A 26068-nucleotide genomic window follows, 5' to 3' on the forward strand; every position below is an offset into this window, starting at 1 on the left:
ATAAATAAAAAGGAGCACTTAGGTGCTCCTTTTAGTATCCGATATTGAATTTACTTTGTGTAACGCAATACAGTCAAACGATCAGCTTACGCCCAGCCGTTTGGTGATTTCTTACGACGAGGAATGATGTGTGGTAGAACAAGGCCAAGAAGTAGACCAATACCAGCAACACCACCACCGTACATGAAGTACTTCAATAGTAGGTCATCTTTCTGCGTGTCTAGCTTAGCGCGTAGTTCACGGTTTTCTGTTTGAGAACTTGTTAGCTGTTGGCTAATCTCGCTGTAGTTCTGCTCTAGTTCAGCAATCTGCTTATTACGAGAATCTAGAGAACTTGCTAGGCCTGCTTTTTCACTGTCAGCCGTTTGACGTGCGTTAGCCAGCTTAGTTTTCACTTCTGTCAGTTCTTTCTCAAGCTTAGGCATACGCAGAGCCATACTCTCTTTAGTACTTACAAACTTGCTTTCAACCCAACCTTTACGGCCACGGTTGTCTTGGATTTGTGTGTAACCCGTACTCTTGTTTGCTTGCAGGTAGGTAATCTTCTCACCAGCGTCAACACTGCCGATAATACGGAAGGTGTTGTTTGGGCCAGAATGCATATAAGTAAATAGTTTGTCAGCAATATAACGGTCTTGTGCAAAGGCAGCTGGAGCCGCAAGCATTGCGAACAAAACTAAGCTAATCAGTTTTTTCACAGTAAATCCCTTAACGATTCTAATTGGGTAGGCGGATGAGTCAGCCTCAATGAGCAAATAATATTTAGTTTCTTTATGCGGTGCAACAAAGAAGGGAGGCAAAGCCTCCCTTTCTGTGCGTTTGAGTCAATAATGACATGGCATTTACATATCGTTACTGAAGCTCACATAATTCTGACGCTAGCATCGACTAACGCAGTGGCAATTACATGCTAAACATAGCCTGAATACCGTAGAAGAACACAACAGCAAGTAGAGCACCTGCTGGCAGTGTCACAATCCACGAAGCCACGATATTACGTACAACGCCTAAGTTCAGTGCTGCGATACCACGAGCAAAACCAACACCCAACACCGCACCAACCAGTGTTTGTGTAGTTGAGATTGGAAGACCAGTACCTGACGCTAGAACAACCGTACATGCTGTAGCAAGTTGCGCTGCAAAGCCACGGCTCGGTGTTAGTTCTGTAATACCAGTACCTACCGTTGCCATTACTTTATGACCAAGAGTCGCAAGACCAACCACGATACCAAAACCGCCTAGAGGAAGAATCCACCATGCGATAGTGCTCTTACCTGTGATTTCGCCCATGTGCTCAACCGTTGATACAACAGCAGACAGTGGACCAATCGCGTTTGCAACGTCGTTTGAACCGTGTGCGAATGCCATAGCACAAGCTGTGATAACCATTAGTACAGAGAAGATACCTTCAACACCAGCAAAGCCGTGGTCTTCTTCGCGGTTAGCGAATTTCTTCTGGATGTATAGGTAACCACCAATCATTACAATTGCTGATACTGCTGCAGCCCAAACCCATGCTTCAGTGTTGCTTAGGTGAAGACCAACGTGCTTAAGACCTTTCTTGATTGTTACCAGTGCAATTACCATCGTTGTGATGAACATGTATACCGGTACAAAGCGCTTCGCGTTGAATAGCGGGTTCTCTGTATCAAAAATCAGTCGCTGAGCACTCACAAAGATAACGTAAGCGAAGAAACCAGAGATGACAGGAGTAATAATCCAACTGCCCACAATGCCTTGAACGCTGTTCCAGTCTACCGCTTCAGTACCTACAGACACGCAAGCGAAACCGATGATTGCACCGATGATTGAGTGAGTAGTAGAAACAGGCCAGCCCATGTACGAAGCTAGAAGTAGCCATGTACCTGCAGCAAGAAGTGCAGACATCATACCGAATACAAGAACGTCTGGTTGATGTGCGAATAGAGATGTTTCGATAACACCTTTACGGATCGTATCGGTAACTTCGCCACCGGCAAGATATGCACCAGCGAATTCAAAGATCATTGCGATAATGATCGCTTGTTTTACGGTTAGAGCTTTAGAGCCTACTGAGGTGCCCATTGCGTTCGCAACGTCATTTGCACCAATACCAATAGCCATCAAGAAACCGAAAGCTGCTGCAACAATAATCAGGACAGTGCCGTAGTTAGCAAGGATATCCATCGTAATACCTAGTTGTTTGATAACAAGCGGAACAAATTTAGACGCAAAAAACCGCTCAGCGAGAGAAATACTCAACGCATAAGTGGTTTGTTCAAAAAATGCTCTTCGTTATATGGTTAACGTATGATTTAAGATCGAGAAAGCATTACTTCAAGACGAGCGCCTACACGCTGTGCTTGATCTGCAATACCACCAACCCATTCAAGAATTTTGTATAAGAACATGATATCAACTGGATTCAGATCGCCTTCAATCGCCATTAGTTGTTGGCGTAGTTCGATCTGCATCGCGTCCGTGTCATCTTCAATTACATCTAATTGATGAATCATTTCAGCAACGAGTGTTACTTCACGGCCCTTAAAGCCAGTCTCAAGTAATTCGTCTAGTTCATTGATTACGTTTTGTGCTTGGTTCGCTGCATCTAGACAACGTTTAACGTAAGCGATGAAGTTTTCTTGTAGAGGAGCAGGAATGACAAGTTGACGACCATATACACGGCCAGCAATGTCTTTCGCTAGGTTTGCTAGTTTGTCTTGCTGAGTTAATAGCTCCAACATGTCGGTGCGATCAACAGGCATAAACAAACCACGAGGAAGTTTAAGGCGAATTTCACGTTTTAGTACGTCAGCTTCTTTCTCAAGGTGAGAAATCTGAGCTCGAATTTCAGCTGCTTTTTCCCAGTCACCCTTTGAAGAAACTTCAAAGAAATTAACTAGGTGAGAACAACATTCGTTCACGCATACTACGTGACGCTGCAAAGGTTTAATTGGGGACTTTGCAAATAACCCCATAATTGTATTTACTGGCATGGTCATCCAACCTAATAAATAATAACCTTAAAACAACATACACCATATTCATGGTGAAATGTTAAGCGATGGCTACAAAGTCGCGCATGTTAACCTAATCAATGTCTCATTAAAACTGTTTTAGATCATCATAAGGGCGATATTTCTGACTTGCCGACTTTGAAAATTGGCAATATCCTGTCCCTATCTTCACAGAAAGGTATAACTATGGAAACCGAGATAGAACTGAAGTTTTTTGTTTCTCCTGATTTTTCAGAGACTTTACGCAATAAAATTGCTGAAACTAAAGTACTTCAGCACAGTTGTCGTGAGCTAGGTAACATCTACTTTGACACCCCTGACAACTGGCTACGCAAGCACGATACCGGCTTGCGCATTCGACGCTTTGATGACGTATTTGTACAAACGGTAAAGACAGCGGGTCGCGTTGTTGCTGGCCTGCATCAAAGGCCGGAATACAATGCAGAACACGATAGCAATGAGCCAAAACTTGCCTTACATCCAGAAGATATTTGGCCTGAAGGTAAGGACATTGAAACATTGCAAGCTGAGCTTACTCCTCTGTTCTCGACTAACTTCACGCGTGAACAGTGGCTGATTGGCATGCCTGACGGTAGCCAAGTCGAGGTTGCCTTTGACCAAGGTTTCGTTGAATCCGGTGATCTGCAAGAACCGATTTGCGAAGTTGAGCTTGAACTTAAATCCGGCCAAACGGATGCTCTGTTTACATTGTCTCGCCAATTCTGCGAACAAGGTGGTATGCGCTTAGGTAACTTAAGCAAAGCAGCTAAGGGTTACCGACTTGCTCAAGGTTATCAAGGCGATGAAGTAACTCCTTTGACCTTAGTTGATACTGACAAAAGTGATACCGTTGAATCGTGTTTCATTCAATCTTTAGAGCATGCTCTCGCTCATTGGCATTATCACGAGCAAATTTTCACCGAGCGTCAATCGATTGAAGCTCTGCACGAGATCAGCCATTCACTGAGCTTTATCCGCCAGACTTTCACTATATACGGTGGCATTGTACCGAGACGCGCTAGCGCTATTTTACGCCAAGAGCTGAAATGGCTAGAACAAGAGTTGGATTGGCTAAAAAGCTATGACCACTTTGAGGATTTGCTAGAAGATAAAGGCCACGTTCTGCGTAAGCTTGATGCTCGTAAGTTCTTAGTGGCTGAGCTAAAAGAGATGCAAGAGCAATTGCCAGATCGTGAAGAGTTACTGACTCTCTTGAGTTCAGCCCGCTACACCGGTCTTCTGCTTGATTTAAGCCGCTGGATACTTACTCGAGGTTGGCAGCCATTCTTGGACGATAAAGCGCGTGAGCAAATGGAGCGCGGAATTGAGTGGTTCTCTGTGAAGCAGCTTGATCGCACTTGGGCGGAGCTGATGGAAGCCTTTCCACCAGAGCGCGTGATGACAAGCCAAGCCTATATCGACCAGCAGTATCGTTTGATGCGTAACCTGTATTCTGGTGTTGGCTTTGCGAGCTTATATGATGACGATGAGCGTAATAGCTTCCGTTTGCCTTGGGCGGACATGGTACAAGGTATCGACGATTTGTTGATGCTACGAACCTTACAGCCACTCACTGAGAAGTTAGAAGGTGATGAGAAAGATCAGCTAGAGCGTTGGCTTGCTCGTCAAGAAGTTTCCATTTTGCATGCGATGGAGCAGACTCGCCAAATCAGTGTTGAAGTTGAGCCATACTGGCAAGACTAGTCTCTACACTAACATCCATTTTTAAATAGGGCCTTGGCCCTATTTTTTTGTCTGTCGTTCAAGCGACTCGAGCCGCTCTAGTATCTGTTGCTGCTGCTCTAGAATCTTATCCAGTTTACGCTCTTTGTTTTCCAATTGTTGATTCTGGAGGTCGGTAGGCTCAGTAATCAGCGAGGTAATTAGACCTGAGATCATACCAAATACACCAACCCCACAGATGATCACAATCGATGCGATTAACTGACCAGCGGTGGTTACTGGATAATGGTCGCCATAGCCAACGGTACTGATGGTCACGAAAGCCCACCACAACGCATCATGACCAGTCGTGATATTGGCATTAGGATCTTTGTGCTCCAATAGCAGGATCGTGCCAGCACCGATGGTCAGTAAGATCACCAAAAGCAGAATGATGGAAGCGAAAGTGGTCTCTTTTCTGTTACGAAACAGCTCTCTGAAAATACGTTTACTTGAACGTAGAACCAAGATGACTCGCAGAATTTGAAAAATACGAGCGAAACGGAGTGGCTCGATCATTGGGATACTTGCCAAGAAATCGATCCAGTGTACTTTGAGGTATTCTTTCTTGTTTTGTGATCTGAATAGATCAATCGTGAGCTGAAAAAGAAAAACACTACAGATTATAAAATCGAGGCCGATAAGGACTTGTTTCGATTCTTTATCAATCGGCGCAAACAACAAGCCTGAGATCACAAATAACGCTAAGAAAGAGAGAATCAGTGATAATAAGCTCATCGGCTTAGGTGTGTCTTTGATACTATTTAACATTCATACGAGGCTCAAAATAAATCGCGAACCTGACTCAATCAGCCATCTCGCGGGTATAGAAGCCATCAATATATAAGAGTTAATGGAGAACTGACAATGACTAAACTGTCATTCAAGCCGTGGGAAAGGGTAATCTCTGACGTTCGTCTCGTTCCGAAAATGATCATGCTGATGGTGTTCAGTACCATCTTGATCATTTCTAAACAGCTATGGGACGCGAGCACGTTTTACGATTCATTGCTCGCTGCAACGAATAATGCACAAGTCGCGCAGCAGCATTATGAGACTTACCTGGTTCAAGTCGCTTGGCAGACAGGTTTGATGATCATTGTGTTTGTGGTTCTTTTATTAGCGGCAGCTCGCGTTATGCTGCGCCAAACTCAATACCTCAGCGATGCCATTAAAACGATGGCAGACAAGAACCTATCAGTACCGATTCACATGGACTGTAAAGATGAATACGGCGATGTAGCTCGTGAGCTAGAAAAAACACGAGTTCAGCTGCATGACATGGTGAAGGCTCAACTGGCTTCTTCTGATGAGCTATTTGCTCTAACAGAAGTGATGACCATCAGCATGTCAGAGACTAAAGAGTCTGCTCAAGAAGAGTTCAACGAGATTGACCAACTGGCAACGGCAATGAGTGAAATGACCTCTACTGTTCAAACGGTTGCTGAACATGCACAAAGCGCTTCTTCTCTTACTGAGCAAGCATCAGGCCAAGCTTTGACGGGACAGAAGTTCGTTCAGGGCTCTGTATCTAAAATGAGTGAACTATCTTCAGATATCGCAGCGTCTGCAGCAGCGGTAAACCAAGTTGAAGAGCGCGTTGATTCAATCGGTAGCGTTGTCGGTACAATCCAAGGCATTTCAGAACAAACCAACTTACTGGCACTAAACGCAGCGATTGAAGCGGCGCGTGCAGGTGAAGCTGGTCGTGGTTTTGCTGTGGTTGCTGATGAGGTTCGTAACCTTGCACAGCGCACTCAGCAAGCAACCGTCGAGATTCAAGATATGATCAGCCATCTACAAAGCAGTGCTAACTCTGCGGTAGAGTTGATGGAAAAGAGTGTTGTTGAAGCGGCTGAAGGTGTTGATCTAGTGACCAATGCGGGTTCGGAGTTGGATGGTATCGTAAGCCAAGTGAACCAAATCAATGACATGAACTTCCAGATTGCGACGGCTGCAGGCCAACAGAGCAGCGTTGCGGAAGAGATGAGTGTCAACCTGACCAATGTTCGCGAGCTTGTTGAAGCTTCGGTTGTCGTGGTTGGTGAGCTGCTAGAAACTTCTCAAATCATGCAAAGTAACGCAGAAGAATTAGACGGTAAGATTAAGCAATTCAAGGTGTAGCCTTAATTTCTCAATCCCTGTTGTTAGTGCCTGTTTTCTAGAGAGAAAGGCCTAACTCGATAAGTTAACCGATAAAACGCCCACATTACTGATGTGGGCGTTTTTTATTGGCGTAACTTTGGTATAACTATCTTTAGTTATGAAAACTCGTTATTGAAAAACTGCCCCAACAAATTGATTGTTCGCGCGCAGCTTATACAAGGAAGAAACATGCCATTGCCTCCTCAACTCGTCACTCATTCGCAGTCAGCTTTTGAGCAATTATTAGAGCACCAAAGTGAAGCCATTAATGCTTGGCCTGAGCCGCTAATTGAAGACCTTAAACGCGTCTTAGGATTAAGCTGCTTTATTGGTGATTGCTTACAACGTGATACGGTTTTATCGACGACTCTACCGGATATGTTGGAATGTGAGGAGCGTGCTGAAGGGTATCGTGGACGATTGGCTGAGCTGCTTTCTGATTGTACGGACGAAATGAGCGGTCAGCGAGTGCTACGTCAATTCCGTAATCGAGAAATGACCTATATTGCATGGCGTGACTTTATGGGCTCTTGGGAGCTTGAACAGAGCCTAAGTCATCTCTCTATGTTGGCCGAAGCGATGATCTTCGAGACCTATCAATGGCAGTACGACATTTGCTGTAAAGAGTGGGGCACACCTTGTAATGAACAGGGTGAAGCACAGCCGATGCTTATCATTGGCATGGGTAAGCTTGGTGGCGGTGAACTCAACTTTTCTTCTGATATCGACCTGATTTTTACCTACCCTGAAAATGGCGAAACCCAAGGAGCAAGACGCAGTATCGCCAATGCGCAGTTCTTTACCCGCTTAGGGCAGCGTATTATCAAGGCGCTCGATCAACAAACCTTTGATGGGTTCTGTTATCGCGTCGATATGCGTCTGCGTCCTTTTGGCGAGAGTGGACCATTGGTGATGAGTTACGCCGCTCTGGAAGATTACTACCAAGAACAAGGGCGAGACTGGGAACGTTACGCGATGGTTAAGGCGCGCGTAATGGGCAGTGAAATGTACCCAGAGTATCAAGAGTTGCGCAAGATGCTACGTCCGTTTGTCTTCCGTCGCTATATCGATTTCAGTGCAATTCAATCTTTGCGCCGCATGAAATCGATGATCAGTAGTGAAGTGCGTCGTCGTGGCTTATCCAATAATATCAAGCTCGGCTCAGGCGGTATTCGTGAGGTTGAGTTCATTGCACAAGTCTTCCAACTGATTCGTGGTGGCCGTGAGCCTAGCCTACGTGGACGAGGGCTTTTAGAGACGTTAACCGCCATTGACTCTCTGCATCTGCTAGAAGCCGGAGAAGTGACTGACCTGCGCGATGCTTACCTGTTTTTACGTCGCCTAGAAAACCTACTGCAAGCGATGGCTGACAAGCAAACTCAGACGTTGCCGGATGGTGAGTTTGAACAATTTCAGCTTGCTGTTGCCATGCAATTCAGTGATTGGGAGAGTTTGATTACGGCAACTCGCGCCCATATGGCAAACGTACATAACGTGTTCGAAGAGCTCATTGGAATTGATGAAGAGGACGCTAACTCAATCGCGAGTCACTTCAGTGAGCTGTGGGATATGGCCCATAAGCCGGATGTTATCGAGCATGTATTGGAGCATGATATTGCTATCGCCAATCCGCCTGAAGCGGCGAAAACCATTATTCAATTTAAAGCGGATATCGCTAAGAAAACCCTTGGTCCGCGTGGGCGTGAAGTTCTCAATCGACTGATGCCGAAAGTTTTTCAGGCCTTGTATACTGCTAAAGATGCTGAGTTTGGCTTATCGCGAGTACTGCATTTACTGCATAAAATTGTCACGCGTACCACTTATCTAGAGTTGCTCGATGAGCACCCCGCTGCATTGACTCAACTGGTTCGCTTGTGTACCGCTAGCCCGATGATCTCAGAACAGCTTGGACGTTACCCAATTCTGTTAGATGAACTTATCGACCCTCAGCAGCTCTATAATCCGGTGCCACTTGAGTCTTACAAGACAGAATTACGTGATTACCTTGCTCGTATTCCTGAAGACGACATGGAACAGCAGATGGAAGGTCTGCGTCAGTTTAAGCAGACTTGTATCCTGAGAATTGCCGCGGCTGATATAGCGGGTGTGCTTCCAGTTATGAAGGTGAGTGATCACCTAACTTACTTAGCGGAAGCGATTGTTGAAGCTGGCGTAAACCAAGCTTGGTTACAGGTGTCGGCTAAGTTTGGTGAGCCTACTCACCTTCAAGACCGTGAAGGTCGCGGCTTTGCGGTTGTCGGCTACGGTAAAGTGGGCGGCTGGGAGCTAGGTTACAACTCAGACCTCGATATTGTGTTTATGCACGACTGTCCGGTACACATCTATACTGATGGTAAGAAAGAGATTGATGGGCGCCAATTTTATCTAAGGTTGGCTCAGCGTATTATTCATATCTTCTCGACCAGAACCGCGTCGGGAATCCTGTATGAAGTCGATACTCGCTTGCGTCCATCGGGTGTATCGGGCTTGTTGGTTAGTCCAACCGATGCCTTTGATGAGTATCAGCACAACGACGCATGGACATGGGAGCATCAAGCACTGACTCGAGCTCGTATGATCTACGGTGATGAGCAATTGGCTTCCGCATTCAACAAAACACGTCATGAGGTGTTGTGTTTGCCACGTGATGAAGCAACGTTGAAAAAAGCTGTGGTGGATATGCGAGAAAAAATGCGTGATCACCTTGGCGGCAAAAAAGCGGATCGATTCATGCTCAAACAGGATGCTGGTGGCATCACTGATGTTGAGTTTTTAGCGCAATACTTAGTGTTACGATACAGCCACGAGAAGCCAAAGCTGACACGTTGGTGTGACAATGTCAGAATCTTTGAGAGTCTGATGTCACAAGGAATCATGGACGAGCAACAAGGCATGGCATTGACCAATGCCTACACAACGCTACGCGATGAAATACACCATCGTAACCTACTTAATCTTGATGCTGATGTTGCAATTAATAAGTTCGAAATGGAAAGGGAACATGTGGTTCACGCATGGAAGCAATGGATGGAAGTGTAACTTGTCTTTCGCTTAGCTAGCACAGTGCCTATCGAGATAGGCTTTACTCACTTTTCTATGGTTTAGCCACTGTAATCAGTGTGCTAGACTCTAGCCAGATTCGATTTTTGGAGCTCAACAATGAAACCAATTCTACCTGACTACAGCCAATCAGGTGTTCTTATTGTCGGTGACGTCATGCTTGATCGTTACTGGTATGGTCCAACTGGCCGTATTTCACCAGAAGCACCAGTGCCTGTGGTAAAAGTAGAAAATAACGAAGAGCGTCCAGGTGGTGCTGCCAACGTAGCAATGAATATTGCCTCGCTTGGCGGTCATGCTCATGTTGTTGGTTTAACTGGTAAAGATGAACCAGCTGAGGTGTTGAAAAACACCTTGGGTGCGCTAAAGGTTAAGTGTGATTTTGTTGAGTTAGAAGACTATCCAACCATCACCAAACTACGAGTGATGAGCCGTGGTCAGCAGTTGATCCGTCTTGATTTTGAAGACAAATTCGAAAACACAAACCCAGAGCTTATTCTGTCTCGCATGGAGCAAGCCCTACCAAATGTACGTTCGGTTATCTTGTCGGATTACGCGAAAGGTGCATTAGAGCATGTACAGAGCTTCATTCAAAAAGCACGTGCAGCCAATGTTCCTGTATTCATCGATCCCAAAGGTGCGGATTTAGAGCGCTACCGTGGTGCGACATTACTTACACCAAACATGGCAGAGTTTGAGCTGGTTGCAGGTAAAGTGAAATCAGAAGAAGATCTTATCGAGAAGGGTATTGCCTTGATCGAGAGGTATGACTTTGAAGCTTTATTGGTGACTCGCAGTGAAAATGGTATGACGTTACTACGTAAAGGTCAGGCACCATTCCACTTGCCAACTCAAGCGAAAGAAGTTTACGACGTGACAGGTGCTGGTGATACGGTTATCTCCGTTCTTGCTGCTTCTGTTGCTGCCGGTAAACCATTGGATGAAGCGTGTGCATTAGCGAACGCGGCAGCTGGTGTGGTGGTTGGTAAGCTAGGTACATCGACACTTTCTACTATTGAACTAGCGGAAGCGATTCACGGCAGTCAAGACACAGACTACGGTGTGATCTCAGAAGCGGCACTGGTTGAGGCGGTAAAACGTGCTCGCGCGAAAGGTGAAAAGGTCGTTATGACCAATGGCTGCTTTGATATTCTGCATGCGGGGCATGTTTCTTACATGAACCATGCGGCTGAACTGGGCGACCGTTTGATCGTTGCCGTTAATACCGACGAATCTGTTAAGCGTTTGAAAGGCCCTGGTCGTCCTGTGAACCCAACTGATCGTCGTATGGCGGTATTGGCGGGCTTAGGTGCAGTTGACTGGGTGGTGCCTTTCTCTGAAGACACACCTCAACGTTTGATCTCTGAAGTACTACCAAGCATCTTAGTGAAAGGCGGTGATTACAAGCCTGAAGAGATCGCAGGTGGTGCGGAAGTGATTGCTGCTGGTGGTGAAGTTAAAGTACTTAACTTTGAAGATGGTTGCTCGACTACTGAAATCATTAAAGCGATCAAAGGCGGTCGAGGTTAACGTTTCGCCTTTTAGCTTGAAACTTCTCAGCTAGCTTTAGAACAGATAATAAAAATGCCGCTCAATGAGCGGCATTTTTGTAACTGTAACTTACGTAAGTATTTAAGAATTACTTACTTGCTACTTTTAGACCTGCGTTTACATCAACGATGTCTTGCTCGCTTAGCGTACCAACGGCTTGACGAAGCTGAAGTACACTTAGGATGTAGTTGTAACGAGCGTCTGAGAGGTTCTTGTTCGCATCGTAAAGACGACGAGTTGAATCTAGTACGTCAACGATAGTACGAGTACCTACATCGAAACCTGCTTCCGTCGCTTCTAGAGCTGATTGAGCAGAAACAACTGATTGTTCGTAAGCGCGTAGAGCACCAATTGAAGCACTGATGTTGTTGTTAAAGGCACGTACGTCTTTAACAACGCTACGGTAAGTTGCTTCTAGATCTTCACTTGCTGCAACGTAGTTGTATTCAGCCTGTTTAGTCAAAGAAGTTGTGTTACCACCCGAGTATAGCGGTACAACTAAGTTCAAACCAATATTCAGGTTATCAGCATCGTAATCTAGACCGCTGTTCGAGCTGTTAGTTTGTTCTCCAAGTCCATAGTTGCCATCTAATGTTAGGCTTGGTAGGTGACCAGAGCTTGCTAGAGAGATGTTGTCTTTTGCTACGTCTTGAGAGATACGTGCAGCGAGTAGGCTAAGGTTCTTTTGCTCAGCCTGTTCAACAAGCGCTGCCGCTGATTCTGAGGACTTGCTTGCAGAGAAGCGGTCAGTATCTAGGATGCTCAGCTCTGAGTGCTCTTGGCCTGTGATTTCACGTAAACCTTCGTAGCTATTAGTCAAAGTGTTTTCTGCTAATACTTCGTCTGCTAAAACACCATCAAACTGAGCTTGTGCATCATGTACATCGGTAATTGCAGAAAGACCTACTTCAAAGCGTTGCTTCGTTTGCTCAAGCTGACGAGCAACGGCTGCTTTTTCTGCACGAACAAACTCTAGGTTGTCTTGAGCACGAAGTACGTCGAAGTAAGCTGTCGCTGTTCTTAGAATTAACGCTTGTTGTTCTGCCGCGTATGCTGAATCAGCCTGGCGAGCCGACTTCTCTGCGGTATCTAGAGTGATCCATGAAGAGCGTTGGTATAGCTCTTGGCTAAACCCAATGCCAACCTCCCATTGATTGTTGTCATTGCTATCATCATTGCGGTCACCACGGTTGATATCGTAACTTGCTTTTAGATTAATTTGCGGTAACAAAGAGCTACGGCTTGACGTTACTGCTTCAAAAGCGGCATCGCGCTGCGCTGCTGAACGAAGAAGCTGTGGGTCGTTCTGTTTTGCTTGGTCATAAACTTCAGCTAGCGTATCAGCGAAAGCTGATGAACTCAGGCTGCCAATTGCTGCACTGATAAATAGTGGAAGCAGTTTTTTCATTTTCCTATTCCTGCCTTTAATAGAATTTTCTTTAAAAGAGTTTAACCCAGTTTGGTGGTAATTTACTCGAAACTTTGCACTTTTTTACATTTAACTGTCCACTTGTGCAATATTTATTTTTTGAAACTTAACTTTAATTGTAAGTTTTATATAAAAAGTTGAACCTTATCCTTGGTAGTTAACTCGGACAATGAGTAAACTATAAAGATCACTTAGTGAGGTACCAAATGCAACAGTCTGACAATCAACGACATGAGTTTACTCCGCAAGATGTGGAAATAGTCTCAAAAGAGACGCTGTTTCGTGGTTTTTTCAAAATGGTTAAGTACACATTTAAGCATAAGCTGTTTGAGGGAGGCTGGAGCCAACCGATAGAACGTGAAATGTTTGAGCGTGGTCATGCTGTCGCTTTGCTACCTTATGATCCTGTGCGCGATGAAGTGGTGATCGTTGAACAGATCCGCGTTGGTGCTTTAGAGCATGAGAACCCTTGGCAATACGAAATTGTTGCTGGGATCATTGATACCGATGAGTCGCCTCAAGATGTGGCTCGTCGTGAAGCGATGGAAGAAGCCGGAGTCGAAGTCGGAACTGTGTTGCCCATTACTTCATATTACCCTTCATCAGGTGGTTGCTCAGAAAAGCTAGATGTTTTTGTTGGCTGTGTGGATGCCACCACGGCCAAAGGGGTGCACGGATTGGATTACGAAGGTGAGGATATTCGTGTACAAGTGATGAGCCGTGAAGCCGCTTATCAGTTAGTGAAAGACGGTGTGTTTGAAAATGGAGCCACAATCATTGCGCTGCAATGGCTACAATTGAACTACCAAGAATTACAGTCAGAGTGGGTGGCTTAACGTTATGCCAAATATAGCGGTCAAAAAACCGTATCATGTTGATCTTGCTGAATTGATGCGAGTCTATGAGACGAATTATGCCAAACTCAACGCTTTGTTACCGGTTGGGCATGAGGTTGGTGATGTCCGCTGTTACCAAGCCGTTAATATGGTGTATCAATTGACAGTGAATGAGGTCACAAAATACACCACATTAATAGATATATGTCAGAGTGACGCGATGCCAGTGTTTCCTTTGCCAAAAATGTCTGTCAGGCTATATCACGATGCTCGAGTTGCAGAAGTGTGCGCTAGTGGGGATTTTTCGCGAGTTAAAGCGAAATACGACTATCCCAACACTAAACTTCTGCAAAAGGATGAGAAATTTCAATTGAATAAATTTCTTGGGGAATGGTTAACGTTTTGTTTAAAAACTGGTATCAGCCGTAGCCCTATTGCCTTTTAATTGAGCTTATTTAAGAACACTTTTAACGTCTAAACAGTAACGTATCTGGATTTGTTATTTTGGAATTATCACATACTTCAAAATTTGATGAGAGCAGTATTAAGCTTGTGCAGCTAACGGATACGCATTTATTTGCGCCGAGCAATGGCAGCTTACTAAGCATCAACACTCAAGATAGCTTTCGTGCTGTAGTCGATGGCATTGTTAGTCAGGGCTTTGACTATCAAGCGATCTTAGCGACTGGTGATATTTCTCAAGATCACAGCGCAGAGTCATACCAGAAATTTGAATCAGGGATTCAACCCTTAGAAAAACCGTGTTACTGGCTACCTGGAAACCATGATTTTAAGCCTAATATGGGCAGTGTTTTACCATCACCACAGATTCAATGTGTCGAACATGTATTGCTGGGCGAGCGTTGGCAAATGATCATGTTGGACTCTCAAGTGGTTGGCGTACCTCACGGACGCCTGAGCGATCAACAACTTGATTTGCTTGAGCAAAAGCTGGCGGAATTCCCTGAGCGCAATACCTTGGTTTTGTTGCACCATCACCCTTTGCTAGTCGGCAGTGCATGGCTCGATCAACACAATTTGAAAGATGCAGATCAGTTCTGGGATGTGGTTCAACAGCATTCTAATGTCAAAGCGGTATTGTGTGGTCATGTTCATCAAGACATGAACCGAGAGCACCATGGTGTACAAGTTATGGCAACTCCGTCGACTTGTGTTCAGTTCAAACCGAACTCAGATGACTTCGCTGTAGATACTTTATCTCCTGGTTGGAGAGAGATTGAATTGCATCAAGACGGTACGGTGAGTACTCAAGTTCGTCGCTTGCCTAACGGGCAGTTCTTACCTGATTTTGAAGCCGCTGGTTATTAAAGAAGGCTGCTAATGATGTCTGAATCTATCGAGCAAACTGCGAAACCATCACTGCTTCTCTATATTCATGGTTTTAACAGTTCATCTCGCTCTCACAAAGCGACGGTGATGACTGAGTATTGCGCCGAGCATCGTGCGGATATTAAGGTACTAACACCTCAATTGCCTAGCTTCCCGCAGCAAGCTGCACTTTACCTGCAGCAGCTGGTGGAACAATACAAAGAACAGTACCAGATCGCGTTGGTTGGCAGCTCGTTAGGTGGCTATCTTTCAACTTGGCTCAACAGCCACTATGGCTTTAAAGCGGTTGTAGTAAACCCTGCGGTGAAACCATATGAGTTACTTGTCGACTACTTAGGTGAGCAAGTAAACCCATACACAAATGAACGATATGTCTTAGAGACTAAGCATATCGATGAGTTGAAGGCATTAGATGTTCCAGCTATCACAAAGCCAAGTGATTTCTGGTTACTTCAACAAACGGAAGATGAAGTTCTGGATTACCGACAAGCGGTAGAGAAGTATCAAGGTGCAACCCAAACAGTAGAAGAGGGTGGGGATCATAGCTTTGTTGATTTTGAACGCTACCCACAGCAAATCATCACCTTTCTAAACCTATAACCTGTTTTCTTCACTGAGTCGTTGTCTCTCTTTTTGCCTGTTATTTCATCTATCAATGGTGAAATATCATAGTTTGATGTCTTAGTTTTTGAACTAGCTTGACATCATTAGTCAGCTTCCAGACTATATTCCCCAATACTTCGCTCGTTCGCTCTGCTATGACGGTTCATAGTAATGATTCTGCTTTAGTGAAACTGGAGCCAGCGAACTGACGCAAACTTTTTGAGTAAACTCCGTATTATGACTGAACAATATAATGCAAAAGACCTCGAGGTACTTGAAGGTCTCGACCCTGTGCGACACCGCCCAGGTATGTATACCGAGACAGAAAGGCCGAACCACCTTGCCCAAGAAGTCATTGATAACTCGGTCGATGAAGCTCTAGCGGGACACGCTAAGAAAATCAAAGTTGTGCTTCATGCAGACCAATCATTAGAAGTTACCGATGATGGCCGTGGTATGCCTGTTGATATCCACCCAGAGAAAGGTATCTCAGGTGTTGAGCTGATCCTAACCAAGCTCCACTCTGGTGGTAAGTTCTCGAATAACAACTACAAGTTTTCTGGTGGTTTGCACGGTGTAGGTATCTCGGTAGTAAACGCCCTGTCTAAGCGTGTTGAGGTTACGGTTCGCCGTGAAGGTGAAGTTCATGAAATCGCTCTAGAGCATGGTAAAGCGGTTACTGAACTGACGGTTACAGGCACTTGTGGTCATCGCAACAGTGGTACATCAGTACACTTCTGGCCTGACCCTAAATACTTCGATAGCTCTAAGTTTTCAACGCTTCGTCTAATCAACAATTTACGTGCGAAAGCGGTACTTTGCCCGGGGTTGGAAATCACCTTTAGCGACAAAGTGAACAATGAAGAACACAAATGGTTCTATGAAGATGGTCTAAAAGACTATCTTGCTGAAGGCGTGAAAGGTTACACCCTGTTGCCTGAAGAGCCTTATGTCGGTGAATTCGTTGCTGAAACGGAAATGGCCAACTGGGCGATCATCTGGCAGCCAGAAGGCGGCGATATGATCACCGAGAGTTACGTGAACCTGGTACCGACTAAACAAGGCGGTACGCACGTAAACGGTCTACGCCAAGGTCTATTGGATGCAATGCGTGAGTTCTGTGAATTCCGTAATCTATTACCACGTGGCGTTAAGCTAACGGGTGATGACATCTTCGACCGCTGTTCATACGTGCTATCGGTGAAGATGCAAGATCCTCAGTTTGCAGGTCAAACAAAAGAGCGTTTATCTTCTCGTCAAACCGCAGCATTTGTTTCTGGTGTCGTAAAAGATGCCTTCAGCCTGTGGTTGAATGAAAAACCACAACTGGCGGAGCAGTTAGCGGAAGCTTGTATTGCGAATGCGCACCGTCGTATGCGTGCCAGTAAGAAAGTAGTACGTAAGAAAGTCGCGTCTGGCCCTGCACTACCAGGTAAGCTAACGGACTGTTCGGTACAAGATTTGAATCGCACTGAAATCTTCTTCGTGGAAGGGGACTCGGCGGGTGGTTCTGCTAAGCAAGCTCGCGATCGTGAGTTCCAAGCAGTAATGCCATTGCGCGGTAAAATCCTAAATACATGGGAAGTGTCTGCAGACCAAGTATTGGCCTCTCAAGAAGTTCATGATATCTCAGTGGCTTTGGGTATTGACCCAGACAACGACGATTTATCAGGCCTGCGTTACGGTAAGATTTGTATCCTTGCCGATGCGGACTCGGATGGACTTCATATCGCGACACTACTATGTGCACTATTCACTCGTCACTTCAGCGCACTTGTTGAAGCGGGTCATATCTATGTAGCAATGCCGCCACTGTATCGTATCGACTGTGGTAAAGAGGTGTTCTACGCATTGGATGACGATGAGAAGGATGGCGTACTTGAGCGCTTGTCTAAGAAGAAATCCAAAATCAACGTACAACGATTCAAAGGTCTGGGTGAGATGAACCCACTTCAGCTACGTGAAACCACCATGGATCCAAATACTCGTCGCCTTGTTCAATTAACTATTGACGATAACGAAGCGACACTTGAGATGATGGACATGCTGCTAGGTAAAAAACGCGCTGATGATCGCCGTACATGGCTACAGACTAACGGTGATATGGCCGAGGTATAATGGATGTCTAACGAAATTACATTTGATGGCGTTGAACAATTGCCAATGCGCAAGTTCACCGAAGACGCCTACTTAAACTACTCAATGTACGTGATCATGGATCGTGCATTGCCTTATATTGGTGACGGTCTTAAGCCTGTACAGCGTCGTATTATTTATGCGATGTCTGAGCTTGGTCTATCTGCCGCTTCGAAATATAAAAAATCAGCACGTACCGTTGGTGACGTACTAGGTAAGTATCACCCACACGGTGATTCTGCATGTTACGAAGCCATGGTACTGATGGCACAGCCGTTCTCTTACCGCTACCCATTGGTAGATGGTCAAGGTAACTGGGGTGCTCCCGATGACCCGAAATCATTCGCAGCGATGCGTTATACCGAAGCGAAACTGTCTAAGTTTGCTGAGGTACTGCTTGGTGAATTAGGCCAAGGCACGGTTGAGTGGCAACCAAACTTTGATGGCACGATGAAAGAGCCACAAATGTTGCCCGCGCGTCTGCCTCATATTCTACTCAACGGTATTACTGGTATCGCGGTAGGTATGGCGACAGATATCCCACCACATAACGTGCGTGAGATTGCTGATGCGACGATTAAGCTAATCGATAGCCCGAAAGCTGAGCTATCAGACATCATGGAAAGCGTCCAAGGCCCTGATTATCCAACAGAAGCTGAGATTATTTCTCCGAAGTCGGATATCGAAAAGATCTACAAAACGGGTCGTGGCAGCATCAAGATGCGTGCGGTTTGGCACAAAGAAGGCTCTGATATTGTTATCACAGCTCTGCCTCACCAAGTATCGGGCGCTAAGCTACTTGAGCAAATCGCTAACCAGATGCGCGCTAAGAAGCTGCCAATGGTTGATGACTTGCGCGATGAATCCGATCACGAGAACCCAACTCGTATCGTAGTGGTGCCTCGTTCGAATCGTATCGATTGTGATCAACTGATGAGTCACCTGTTTGCTTCGACAGATCTTGAGAAGAACTTCCGTGTTAACTTGAACATGATTGGCTTAGACAATCGCCCTCAAGTTAAAGGCCTAGTTCAAATTCTGAAAGAGTGGATTGAGTTCCGTCGCACAACGGTTCGCCGTCGTCTGCAACACCGTTTAGATAAAGTACTAGCTCGCCTACACATCTTGGAAGGTTTGCTGGTTGCTTACCTCAACCTTGATGAAGTAATTGAGATCATCCGAACTGAGGATGACCCTAAAGCGGTTCTAATGGAGCGCTTTGGTATTACGGAAATTCAAGCTGACGCTATCCTTGATACTAAACTTCGTCACCTTGCTAAGCTGGAAGAGATGAAAATCCGCGGCGAGCAAGATGAACTAGAGAAAGAGCGTGAGAAGCTAGAGAAGCTACTGGGCTCTGAGCGTCGTCTAAACACACTTATCAAGAAAGAAATTCAAGCTGACGCCGATAAATACGGTGATGACCGTCGTTCTCCATTAGTTGAACGTGCTGAAGCAAAAGCGATGACTGAGCGTGATTTGGTACCTAGCGAACCAATTACTGTTGTGCTGTCTGAGAAAGGTTGGATTCGTCATGCGAAAGGGCATGAGGTTGACGCCGAAGGCTTGAACTACAAATCGGGTGATAAATTCCTAGCGAGCGCTAAAGGTAAGAGTAATCAACAAGCGGTGTTCCTTGGTAGTGATGGCAGAAGTTACTCCCTTGAGTCTCATTCATTACCATCTGCGCGAAGTCAAGGTGAGCCGATTACCGGTCGCTTGAACATAAGCGCAGGCACCTCTATTCGCCAAGTGGTGATGGGAGAAGATGAACAGCTATGGTTAGTTGGCTCTGATGCTGGTTACGGCTTTGTTTGTAAGGGTAGCGATCTGCTGTCTAAGAACAAGAGCGGTAAAGCTCTGGTTAACCTGCCGCAATCTTCAGAAGTGATGGCACCTAGTCCGATTGCTGATTTGGAAAGTAACCAGATTCTAGCGATTACCAACCAAGGCCGCATGTTGTTGTTCCCAATAAAAGACCTACCTCAATTGAGCAAAGGTAAGGGTAACAAGATCATCAACATTCCTTCCGCGAAGGCTAAAGAGCGTGAAGAGTTTGTATCGCACCTGATGGCTATTCCTGAGAATGCAACGCTGACCATCTACGCGGGTAAACGTAAGCTTGGCTTAAAACCGGCTGACCTTGAAAACTTCCGTGGTGAACGTGGTCGTCGTGGCGGTCTACTGCCAAGAGGCCTACAGCGTGTGACTCGCATTGATATCGAAGAGCCAAGTGAATCGTAAAGACATTTGATGCTATCTTCGGATAAAAGAAAACCCAGCCTGTGAGCTGGGTTTTTTGTATTTGTCTGTCAGTTGTTTTGAATCGCTTACTTTTAGCGTTTGCTCTACAGGCGAGTATCTTCAGCAATCGTCACTTTGAGAGTCTTGTTTTCACCTTGGCGCAAGATGCCGACATCGATCACTGTACCTGGACGTAGATCGGTAACGATATCCATCACGCTCTGGCGACCATTTACCTGATTATTGTTGATGCTGACAATAATATCTTGAGCTTCAAAACCTGCATCCGCAGCCGGACCATTTGGATCGATACCCAACACAACAATCCCACCGATATTCTTAGTACCCAACATGCGAGAAGTGACTGAGTTGATGTCTTGCCCGTCGATGCCGATATAACCACGGATCACACGACCATCAGCGATGATCTTTTCCATGATTTTATTGGCAAGTGGGTAGGGGATAGCAAATGAAATACCGTAGGTTTCCATGTCGGTCGCTTGTTGGAAAGAGGCGGTATTGATGCCGACTAACTCACCCTGAGAGTTAACCAGAGCTCCACCAGAGTTGCCTTCATTGATCGCTGCATCAGTCTGAATAAAGGCTTGATGACCGTCAGCGCTGATCGAAGAGCGGCCAGTCGCAGAGATGATACCAAAGGTGGTGGTTTGACCTAGGTTATATGGGTTACCGATAGCTAGTACTACATCACCGACGTTGGCTTTGTAATTAGGGTTGAGTGGGATCACCGGGAGGTTGTCGCCGCTGACTCTGAGTATCGCGATGTCAGTACGTTTATCTGAGCCAACTAACTGTGCTGCAGCTACTCGGCCGTCTTGAAGTGCCACAACAATTTGGTCAGCTTGAGCCACAACGTGGAAGTTGGTAATGATATAGCCTTTTTCGCTGACAATAACCCCCGAACCCAAACCTTGAGTCAGTAGTTTGTTACGATCACCTTCTGCGTATTTACGGCTGTAAATATTCACTACAGCAGGCGCAGCGCGGCGTACCGCTTGATTAAATGAAATCTGAAGAGAGCCAATATTATCGACTTTAGGGCTAGTCACATCTGCAACAATGGCTAGCCTTAGGCTAGGAAAGGCTAGAAGAATCAGCGCCGCTGAAACGAGTCCAAGGGAAATAGAACGAAATAGAAAGGACAGCATTTTTCCCTCTTCGACAGGTAAGGTGTTGAGCCTCCACGCATGGGTGACTAGTTTGAATTACTTGTGAAGCATAGCATTTTGATTCATCTAAATAAAAGGGAGACTGAGTAAGTTTAAAGCAAACTTACAAAGTCTCCCTGTGTTTGTGTCAGCGAAGTAGCTATCGAATTACGAGGTAGATGGTTCTATCGCCTCGCTGGATATTGAGTGCTAATACGCCTGGTTGTTTTTCAACAATCGCTCTAAATTCAGCGAGGTTCTTAACCGGCTGACGGTTTACTCCAATGATGATGTCATCTTTCAGAAGTTGATAAGCTTCCGCTGGTGAACCTTGAGCAACGCTGGATACTTTCACGCCTGTTGCAGGGTCATTGCTAGTGGTGTTGGTAAGCTCGGCGCCAGTTAGCCCTTCGTGAAGCTTCTCGGCTTTGGTTTTGCTATTGGTTGACTCACCCAGCGTTACATCGAAGGTTTTATTCTTACCATCGCGAACGACACCTAACTCGATCTCTTTGCCTGCACCGAGCGTTGCGACTTTTGCTCTTAACTCGCTGAAGGTATCGATGCGCTTACCATTAATAGAGACGATAATGTCACCCGCTTTTAATCCAGCGTCATCAGCGGCACTGTCTGGCACAACTTGGCTAACGAAGGCGCCTTTACTGGACTCGTAACCTAATGCCTCTGCAAGCTCTGAGGTGATCTCACCACCTTGAACGCCAAGCATGCCGCGTTTAACTTCACCGAAATCGATAATCTGTTCTGTTAGGTTTTTCATCATGTTGGATGGAATTGCAAAGCCGATACCGACATTCCCTCCGTTAGGGCCAAGAATGGCTGTGTTGATACCAATCAGCTCGCCATTTAGGTTCACTAGCGCACCACCTGAGTTACCGCTGTTGATTGCGGCATCGGTTTGAATGAAGTTTTCGAAGTTTTCGAGGTTGAGGCCGCTTCGTCCAAGTGCAGAAACGATACCTGATGTCACGGTTTGGCCAAGTCCAAATGGGTTACCAATCGCCACAGTGAAATCACCGACTCTCAACTTATCGGAGTCTGCGAGTTTTATCTGAGTCAGGTTCTTGGCTTTTTCTAATTTTAAGAGGGCAATATCAGACATCTGGTCACCGCCGATAAGCTCAGCATCGTATTCTCGACCGTCATGAAGTCTTACTTTGATATCGTCAGCACCATCAATTACATGGTAGTTGGTGACGATATGGCCTTTCTTGGCGTCAATGATCACGCCTGAGCCTAATCCACGAAATGGACGCTCACGTGTTTGCTCTGGGCCAAAAAAGAATTGGAATTGTTCAGGGATTTGCTGACGTTGTACCTGTTTGCCTTCAACGGCGATACTAACCACAGCGGGGGTCACTTGTTCAAGCATAGGCGCAAGGCTTGGTAATTGTTCATTACCTACACTTAATGGTAGTGCGGCGGTTGCTTGAATGGGGGTGATGATTGAACTTAAGCTTAAAGTCAGTACAGATAAAGCAAGCAAAGGTTTTTTCATCATAAACTCCTCTCTAGTTAAGGTCTTACCCGTCTCATTACGTTTAATACGTATGAGAAGTTTCAAATGACCTGAGTGAAAGTTATGACTCAAAAACCTTTGTAAAGTTCACCTAAGTGTTAAATGTTTATGATGCTTTTGCAGTGACTACATCAGGAGCATCAATGATTTCTTTCTTCTGCTCGGTAAATAAACCAGTCGCACCATTCGCGTAATCTTTAGGTTGCTCTTCCAGTGCTGCTTCTTTGTTTGCCGACTTTTCTTGTGGCTTTTCTGAATGAGCAGCCGCTGTCTTCACAAACGGGTTGTCTTGCTCTGGCAGGTTAGGGATCAGCTCAGAGCTGGTCTTTTCCATGTGTTGGTACAGTTTTGTGTAGTCCTTACCTAAGGTGTCCAACATCTCTGCTGATTTCGCAAAGTGATCAGCCAGCTCTTGTCGCTGCTGTTCAAGGGCAAACTTTGCGCTATCTAATTCTTTCTGTACGTTCTTTTGCTTCTTGTATTCAGGTGTCATGAGACGAGAAATAGCGACCCCTAGAATAACTCCGACTAGTAAACCGGCAATGGCATACATCCAAGGCATAACAGCTCCTTATTATTGTTTTTTAACATGTTTGTTACTGCTTAGTTACACGTGCTACGGCTCCATGGTACTATGAGAAAGCCGCAGTATAAAGAGAAATGCATGTGCGCTACTTAGCAGTTTAATGCTGCATTATTCGCCGCATAATGTCACGTCCCTTACTGTTTGAGCTTAATTTTATTCGCTGTCTGATATCGCTTTCATTGTGGAAATGTCGTCATGAATCCCGTCAAAAAATACGAACAAGATATAAAAGAGCATGGATTTCAAAGAGATCCAGCACAAGAGCAAGCCGTTAAATCTTTAGATGAACTTTTTCATCAGTTCCAAGATTATGTGAATACTCCTATTCCTCAATTGACTCGATTTCAGAAATTGCTCGGTAAAAAGCCAGAGCTACCAACGCCACCTAAAGGGCTCTACTTTTGGGGCGGTGTAGGGCGCGGTAAAACTTATCTGATGGATACGTTCTACGATGCCTTACCGACCACTAAAAAAATGCGAGTGCACTTTCATCGTTTTATGTATCGAGTGCATGACGAATTAAAGGCGCTGGGCAATGTGAGTGATCCTCTGCCTTTGGTTGCTGATAAGTTGAAGCAAGAGGCGGACATTATCTGTTTCGATGAGTTCTTTGTTTCAGATATAACCGACGCGATGATCTTAGGAACCTTATTCCAAGAGTTATTCGCACGAAACGTTATCTTAGTTGCGACCTCAAATATTCCTCCTGCAGACCTGTATCGTAATGGTCTACAACGTGCGCGTTTCTTACCTGCGATTAAGCTGATTCAAGACAACTGTCATATTCTCAATGTAGACAGCGGCATTGATTATCGTCTACGTACCCTAGAGCAGGCTGAGATATATCACTATCCACTCGATAGCCAAGCGAACATCAATCTTGAAAAGTACTACAACCAACTGGTTGGGGAAGATAAAGAGAGACTCAAGCAGATTGAAGTGAATCATCGTCAGTTAGCTGTTATCGAAGCAAGCGATGGCGTGTTGCATGGTACCTTTGCTCAGCTTTGTCAGTCGGCTCGAAGCCAGAATGATTATATTGAACTGTCGCGCGTTTACCACACGGTTCTCTTGGCTGATGTACTGCAAATGGGCGCGACTTCTGATGACGCAGCAAGACGTTTTATCGCACTAGTGGACGAGTTCTATGAGCGCAATGTAAAGCTGATTATTTCTGCGGAAGTAGAGCTTGAAAATTTATATACCCACGGCCAGCTAGAGTTCGAATTTAAACGTTGTCAGTCGCGTTTAATTGAAATGCAGAGCCATGAATATTTAGCAAAAGAGCACTTGAGTTAGCTAGGATTATCTCGATTGAGAAGTAGAAATAAAAAAATCGTGATTTTGTTCAAAAAGAGGTGATTTTTTCTTCGCTCTTCTCTATAATCCTGCGACCTACCGTTACTGCGGGCCTCTAACGATGAGTTAAATCACGTTATGCCAAGAGTTTTCCAACACTCGAAGGGGTGATGAATGGTGACTCTTAGACAGTGGGAATACGCGAGTATTCCTTAAGTGTAAATTTTTTAAATAGGTAATTATTAGCATGAAAACTTTCGTTGCTAAACCAGAAACTGTAAAACGCGACTGGTATGTTGTAGACGCTGAAGGTAAAACTCTTGGTCGTCTAGCAAGTGAAATCGCTTCTCGCCTTCGTGGTAAGCACAAAGCAGAATACACTCCTCACGTAGACACTGGTGATTACATCATCGTTGTTAACGCTGAGAAAGTTGCTGTAACTGGTAACAAAGCTAAGGGTAAGGTTTACTACCGTCACTCTGAGTTCCCAGGTGGTCTTAAGTCTATCACTTTCGAAAAGCTGATCGACAAGAAACCAGAAATGGTTCTAGAACTAGCTGTTAAAGGTATGCTTCCACGTGGTCCTCTAGGCCGCGCTATGTACCGTAAGCTAAAAGTATACGCTGGTGCTGAGCACAACCATGTTGCTCAACAACCACAAGTACTAGACATCTAATTGGGGATTATGAAAATGGCAGAGAATCAATACTACGGCACTGGTCGTCGCAAAAGCTCAGCAGCTCGTGTTTTCATCAAACCAGGTTCTGGTGAGATCGTAATCAACAAGCGTAGCCTTGATGTTTACTTCGGTCGTCCAACTTCTCGTATGGTTGTTAAGCAACCTCTTGAGCTAGTTGAACTAACTGAGAAACTTGACCTTTACATCACTGTTTCTGGTGGTGGTATTTCTGGTCAAGCTGGCGCAATTCGCCACGGTATCACTCGCGCTCTTATGGAGTACGATGAAACTCTACGTCCTGCTCTACGTGCAGCTGGCTACGTTACTCGTGACGCTCGTTGCGTTGAACGTAAGAAAGTTGGTCTACGTAAAGCACGTCGTAAACCTCAATTCTCTAAGCGTTAATTTTTCTTTACGAAAAAGTATACGCTCCCAGTTTTATTACTGGAATTGTGGTTCAAAGCTCGGCTATATGCCGGGCTTTTTGTTTTTCTCCCCCCTGCTAAATGCTTTTCCCCTCTCGTTTTATTTCCAAATTCTTGTATTTTGAAAGCTTTTGTAACTCAATGTGCGCTTTGCCTCATGATTGTTACAAAAAGGTAGCTTTATCTTGTCAAAAAGTAGGGTTTTATTTATCATTTGCCGTCAATAAATAGAACTAAATACATATTTTGTTAGCCATGCTCTTTAATCGGAATAATTTTAATCCACAAGGAGCAAATGGGA

General features: G+C 45.2%; 21 protein-coding genes. 13 read left to right on the plus strand and 8 right to left on the minus strand.

Annotated elements, in window-relative coordinates:
* Window positions 1-86: 86 nt before the first annotated feature.
* From OCV52_RS01990 to OCV52_RS02000, 3 genes are all read right to left on the minus strand, one after another.
* The gene (locus tag OCV52_RS01990) at window positions 87-698 is read right to left on the minus strand and encodes a TIGR04211 family SH3 domain-containing protein (protein ID WP_008222545.1); all 612 of its coding nucleotides are present in this window, start codon (window positions 696-698) and stop codon (window positions 87-89) included.
* A 205-nt stretch (window positions 699-903) separates the two neighbouring features.
* Window positions 904-2166 carry an inorganic phosphate transporter gene (locus tag OCV52_RS01995; RefSeq protein WP_061033573.1) on the minus strand — a complete coding sequence of 421 codons (1263 nt, stop codon included), beginning with the start codon at window positions 2164-2166 and terminating at the stop codon, window positions 904-906.
* A 128-nt stretch (window positions 2167-2294) separates the two neighbouring features.
* Complete coding sequence (locus tag OCV52_RS02000) at window positions 2295-2975, minus strand: TIGR00153 family protein (RefSeq protein ID WP_008222549.1); 681 nt, start codon at window positions 2973-2975, stop codon at window positions 2295-2297.
* A 207-nt stretch (window positions 2976-3182) separates the two neighbouring features.
* On the opposite strand from OCV52_RS02000, the gene OCV52_RS02005 reads away from it, so the two are divergent.
* Complete coding sequence (locus tag OCV52_RS02005; RefSeq protein WP_061033574.1) at window positions 3183-4700, plus strand: CYTH and CHAD domain-containing protein; 1518 nt, start codon at window positions 3183-3185, stop codon at window positions 4698-4700.
* Window positions 4701-4739: 39 nt separating this feature from the next.
* Here the strand turns inward: OCV52_RS02005 and OCV52_RS02010 are convergent, their stop codons facing one another.
* The gene (locus OCV52_RS02010; RefSeq protein WP_032498675.1) at window positions 4740-5489 is read right to left on the minus strand and encodes a potassium channel family protein; all 750 of its coding nucleotides are present in this window, start codon (window positions 5487-5489) and stop codon (window positions 4740-4742) included.
* Window positions 5490-5585: 96 nt separating this feature from the next.
* On the opposite strand from OCV52_RS02010, the gene OCV52_RS02015 reads away from it, so the two are divergent.
* The 3 genes from OCV52_RS02015 to hldE all read left to right on the plus strand — a co-directional run bounded on the left by OCV52_RS02015 (window position 5586) and on the right by hldE (window position 11453).
* A complete protein-coding gene (locus OCV52_RS02015) occupies window positions 5586-6842 on the plus strand; it encodes a methyl-accepting chemotaxis protein (protein WP_137407855.1) in 1257 nt (418 codons plus the stop codon).
* A 210-nt stretch (window positions 6843-7052) separates the two neighbouring features.
* Window positions 7053-9902, plus strand: a complete 2850-nt coding sequence (gene glnE, locus OCV52_RS02020; protein WP_137407856.1) for a bifunctional [glutamate--ammonia ligase]-adenylyl-L-tyrosine phosphorylase/[glutamate--ammonia-ligase] adenylyltransferase — start codon at window positions 7053-7055, stop codon at window positions 9900-9902.
* A gap of 120 nt (window positions 9903-10022) precedes the next feature.
* Entirely contained in the window at window positions 10023-11453 is a 1431-nt protein-coding gene (gene hldE, locus OCV52_RS02025) for a bifunctional D-glycero-beta-D-manno-heptose-7-phosphate kinase/D-glycero-beta-D-manno-heptose 1-phosphate adenylyltransferase HldE (protein WP_102424993.1), read from the plus strand.
* A 109-nt stretch (window positions 11454-11562) separates the two neighbouring features.
* On the opposite strand, the gene tolC is transcribed toward hldE, so the two are convergent.
* Window positions 11563-12882, minus strand: coding sequence for an outer membrane channel protein TolC (tolC, locus tag OCV52_RS02030; RefSeq protein ID WP_137407857.1), 1320 nt, complete (start codon window positions 12880-12882; stop codon window positions 11563-11565).
* 227 nt (window positions 12883-13109) lie between these two features.
* Here tolC and nudF point away from each other — a divergent pair, with 227 nt between their 5' ends.
* The 6 genes from nudF to parC all read left to right on the plus strand — a co-directional run bounded on the left by nudF (window position 13110) and on the right by parC (window position 20072).
* Window positions 13110-13739 carry an ADP-ribose diphosphatase gene (gene nudF, locus OCV52_RS02035; RefSeq protein ID WP_137407858.1) on the plus strand — a complete coding sequence of 210 codons (630 nt, stop codon included), beginning with the start codon at window positions 13110-13112 and terminating at the stop codon, window positions 13737-13739.
* Between the two features lie 4 nt (window positions 13740-13743).
* Window positions 13744-14184 (plus strand): DUF1249 family protein, encoded by a 441-nt coding sequence (locus OCV52_RS02040; protein ID WP_004740768.1) that lies wholly within the window; start codon window positions 13744-13746, stop codon window positions 14182-14184.
* 59 nt (window positions 14185-14243) lie between these two features.
* On the plus strand, window positions 14244-15068 hold the full coding sequence (cpdA, locus tag OCV52_RS02045) for a 3',5'-cyclic-AMP phosphodiesterase (protein ID WP_102423070.1): 825 nt from the start codon (window positions 14244-14246) through the stop codon (window positions 15066-15068).
* A 15-nt stretch (window positions 15069-15083) separates the two neighbouring features.
* Window positions 15084-15689: an esterase YqiA gene (gene yqiA, locus OCV52_RS02050; RefSeq protein WP_137407877.1), complete on the plus strand. Its 606-nt coding sequence runs from the start codon at window positions 15084-15086 to the stop codon at window positions 15687-15689.
* 240 nt (window positions 15690-15929) lie between these two features.
* Entirely contained in the window at window positions 15930-17810 is a 1881-nt protein-coding gene (gene parE, locus OCV52_RS02055) for a DNA topoisomerase IV subunit B (protein WP_137407859.1), read from the plus strand.
* Between the two features lie 3 nt (window positions 17811-17813).
* Window positions 17814-20072 (plus strand): DNA topoisomerase IV subunit A, encoded by a 2259-nt coding sequence (parC, locus tag OCV52_RS02060; RefSeq protein WP_102423068.1) that lies wholly within the window; start codon window positions 17814-17816, stop codon window positions 20070-20072.
* Between the two features lie 104 nt (window positions 20073-20176).
* Here parC and degS read toward each other — a convergent pair whose 3' ends face one another.
* The 3 genes from degS to zapG all read right to left on the minus strand — a co-directional run bounded on the left by degS (window position 20177) and on the right by zapG (window position 23340).
* On the minus strand, window positions 20177-21241 hold the full coding sequence (gene degS / locus OCV52_RS02065; RefSeq protein WP_137407860.1) for an outer membrane-stress sensor serine endopeptidase DegS: 1065 nt from the start codon (window positions 21239-21241) through the stop codon (window positions 20177-20179).
* A gap of 160 nt (window positions 21242-21401) precedes the next feature.
* Window positions 21402-22757, minus strand: a complete 1356-nt coding sequence (locus tag OCV52_RS02070) for a DegQ family serine endoprotease (RefSeq protein WP_102423066.1) — start codon at window positions 22755-22757, stop codon at window positions 21402-21404.
* A 127-nt stretch (window positions 22758-22884) separates the two neighbouring features.
* The gene (gene zapG / locus OCV52_RS02075; RefSeq protein WP_004740761.1) at window positions 22885-23340 is read right to left on the minus strand and encodes a Z-ring associated protein ZapG; all 456 of its coding nucleotides are present in this window, start codon (window positions 23338-23340) and stop codon (window positions 22885-22887) included.
* A gap of 219 nt (window positions 23341-23559) precedes the next feature.
* On the opposite strand from zapG, the gene zapE reads away from it, so the two are divergent.
* The 3 genes from zapE to rpsI all read left to right on the plus strand — a co-directional run bounded on the left by zapE (window position 23560) and on the right by rpsI (window position 25747).
* A complete protein-coding gene (zapE, locus tag OCV52_RS02080; protein WP_137407861.1) occupies window positions 23560-24663 on the plus strand; it encodes a cell division protein ZapE in 1104 nt (367 codons plus the stop codon).
* Window positions 24664-24910: 247 nt separating this feature from the next.
* Complete coding sequence (gene rplM / locus OCV52_RS02085) at window positions 24911-25339, plus strand: 50S ribosomal protein L13 (RefSeq protein WP_004740759.1); 429 nt, start codon at window positions 24911-24913, stop codon at window positions 25337-25339.
* A 15-nt stretch (window positions 25340-25354) separates the two neighbouring features.
* A complete protein-coding gene (rpsI, locus tag OCV52_RS02090; RefSeq protein WP_004740758.1) occupies window positions 25355-25747 on the plus strand; it encodes a 30S ribosomal protein S9 in 393 nt (130 codons plus the stop codon).
* Window positions 25748-26068: the final 321 nt, after the last annotated feature.

Origin of the sequence: Vibrio chagasii, assembly GCF_024347355.1 — a bacterium.
GTDB lineage: Bacteria > Pseudomonadota > Gammaproteobacteria > Enterobacterales > Vibrionaceae > Vibrio > Vibrio chagasii.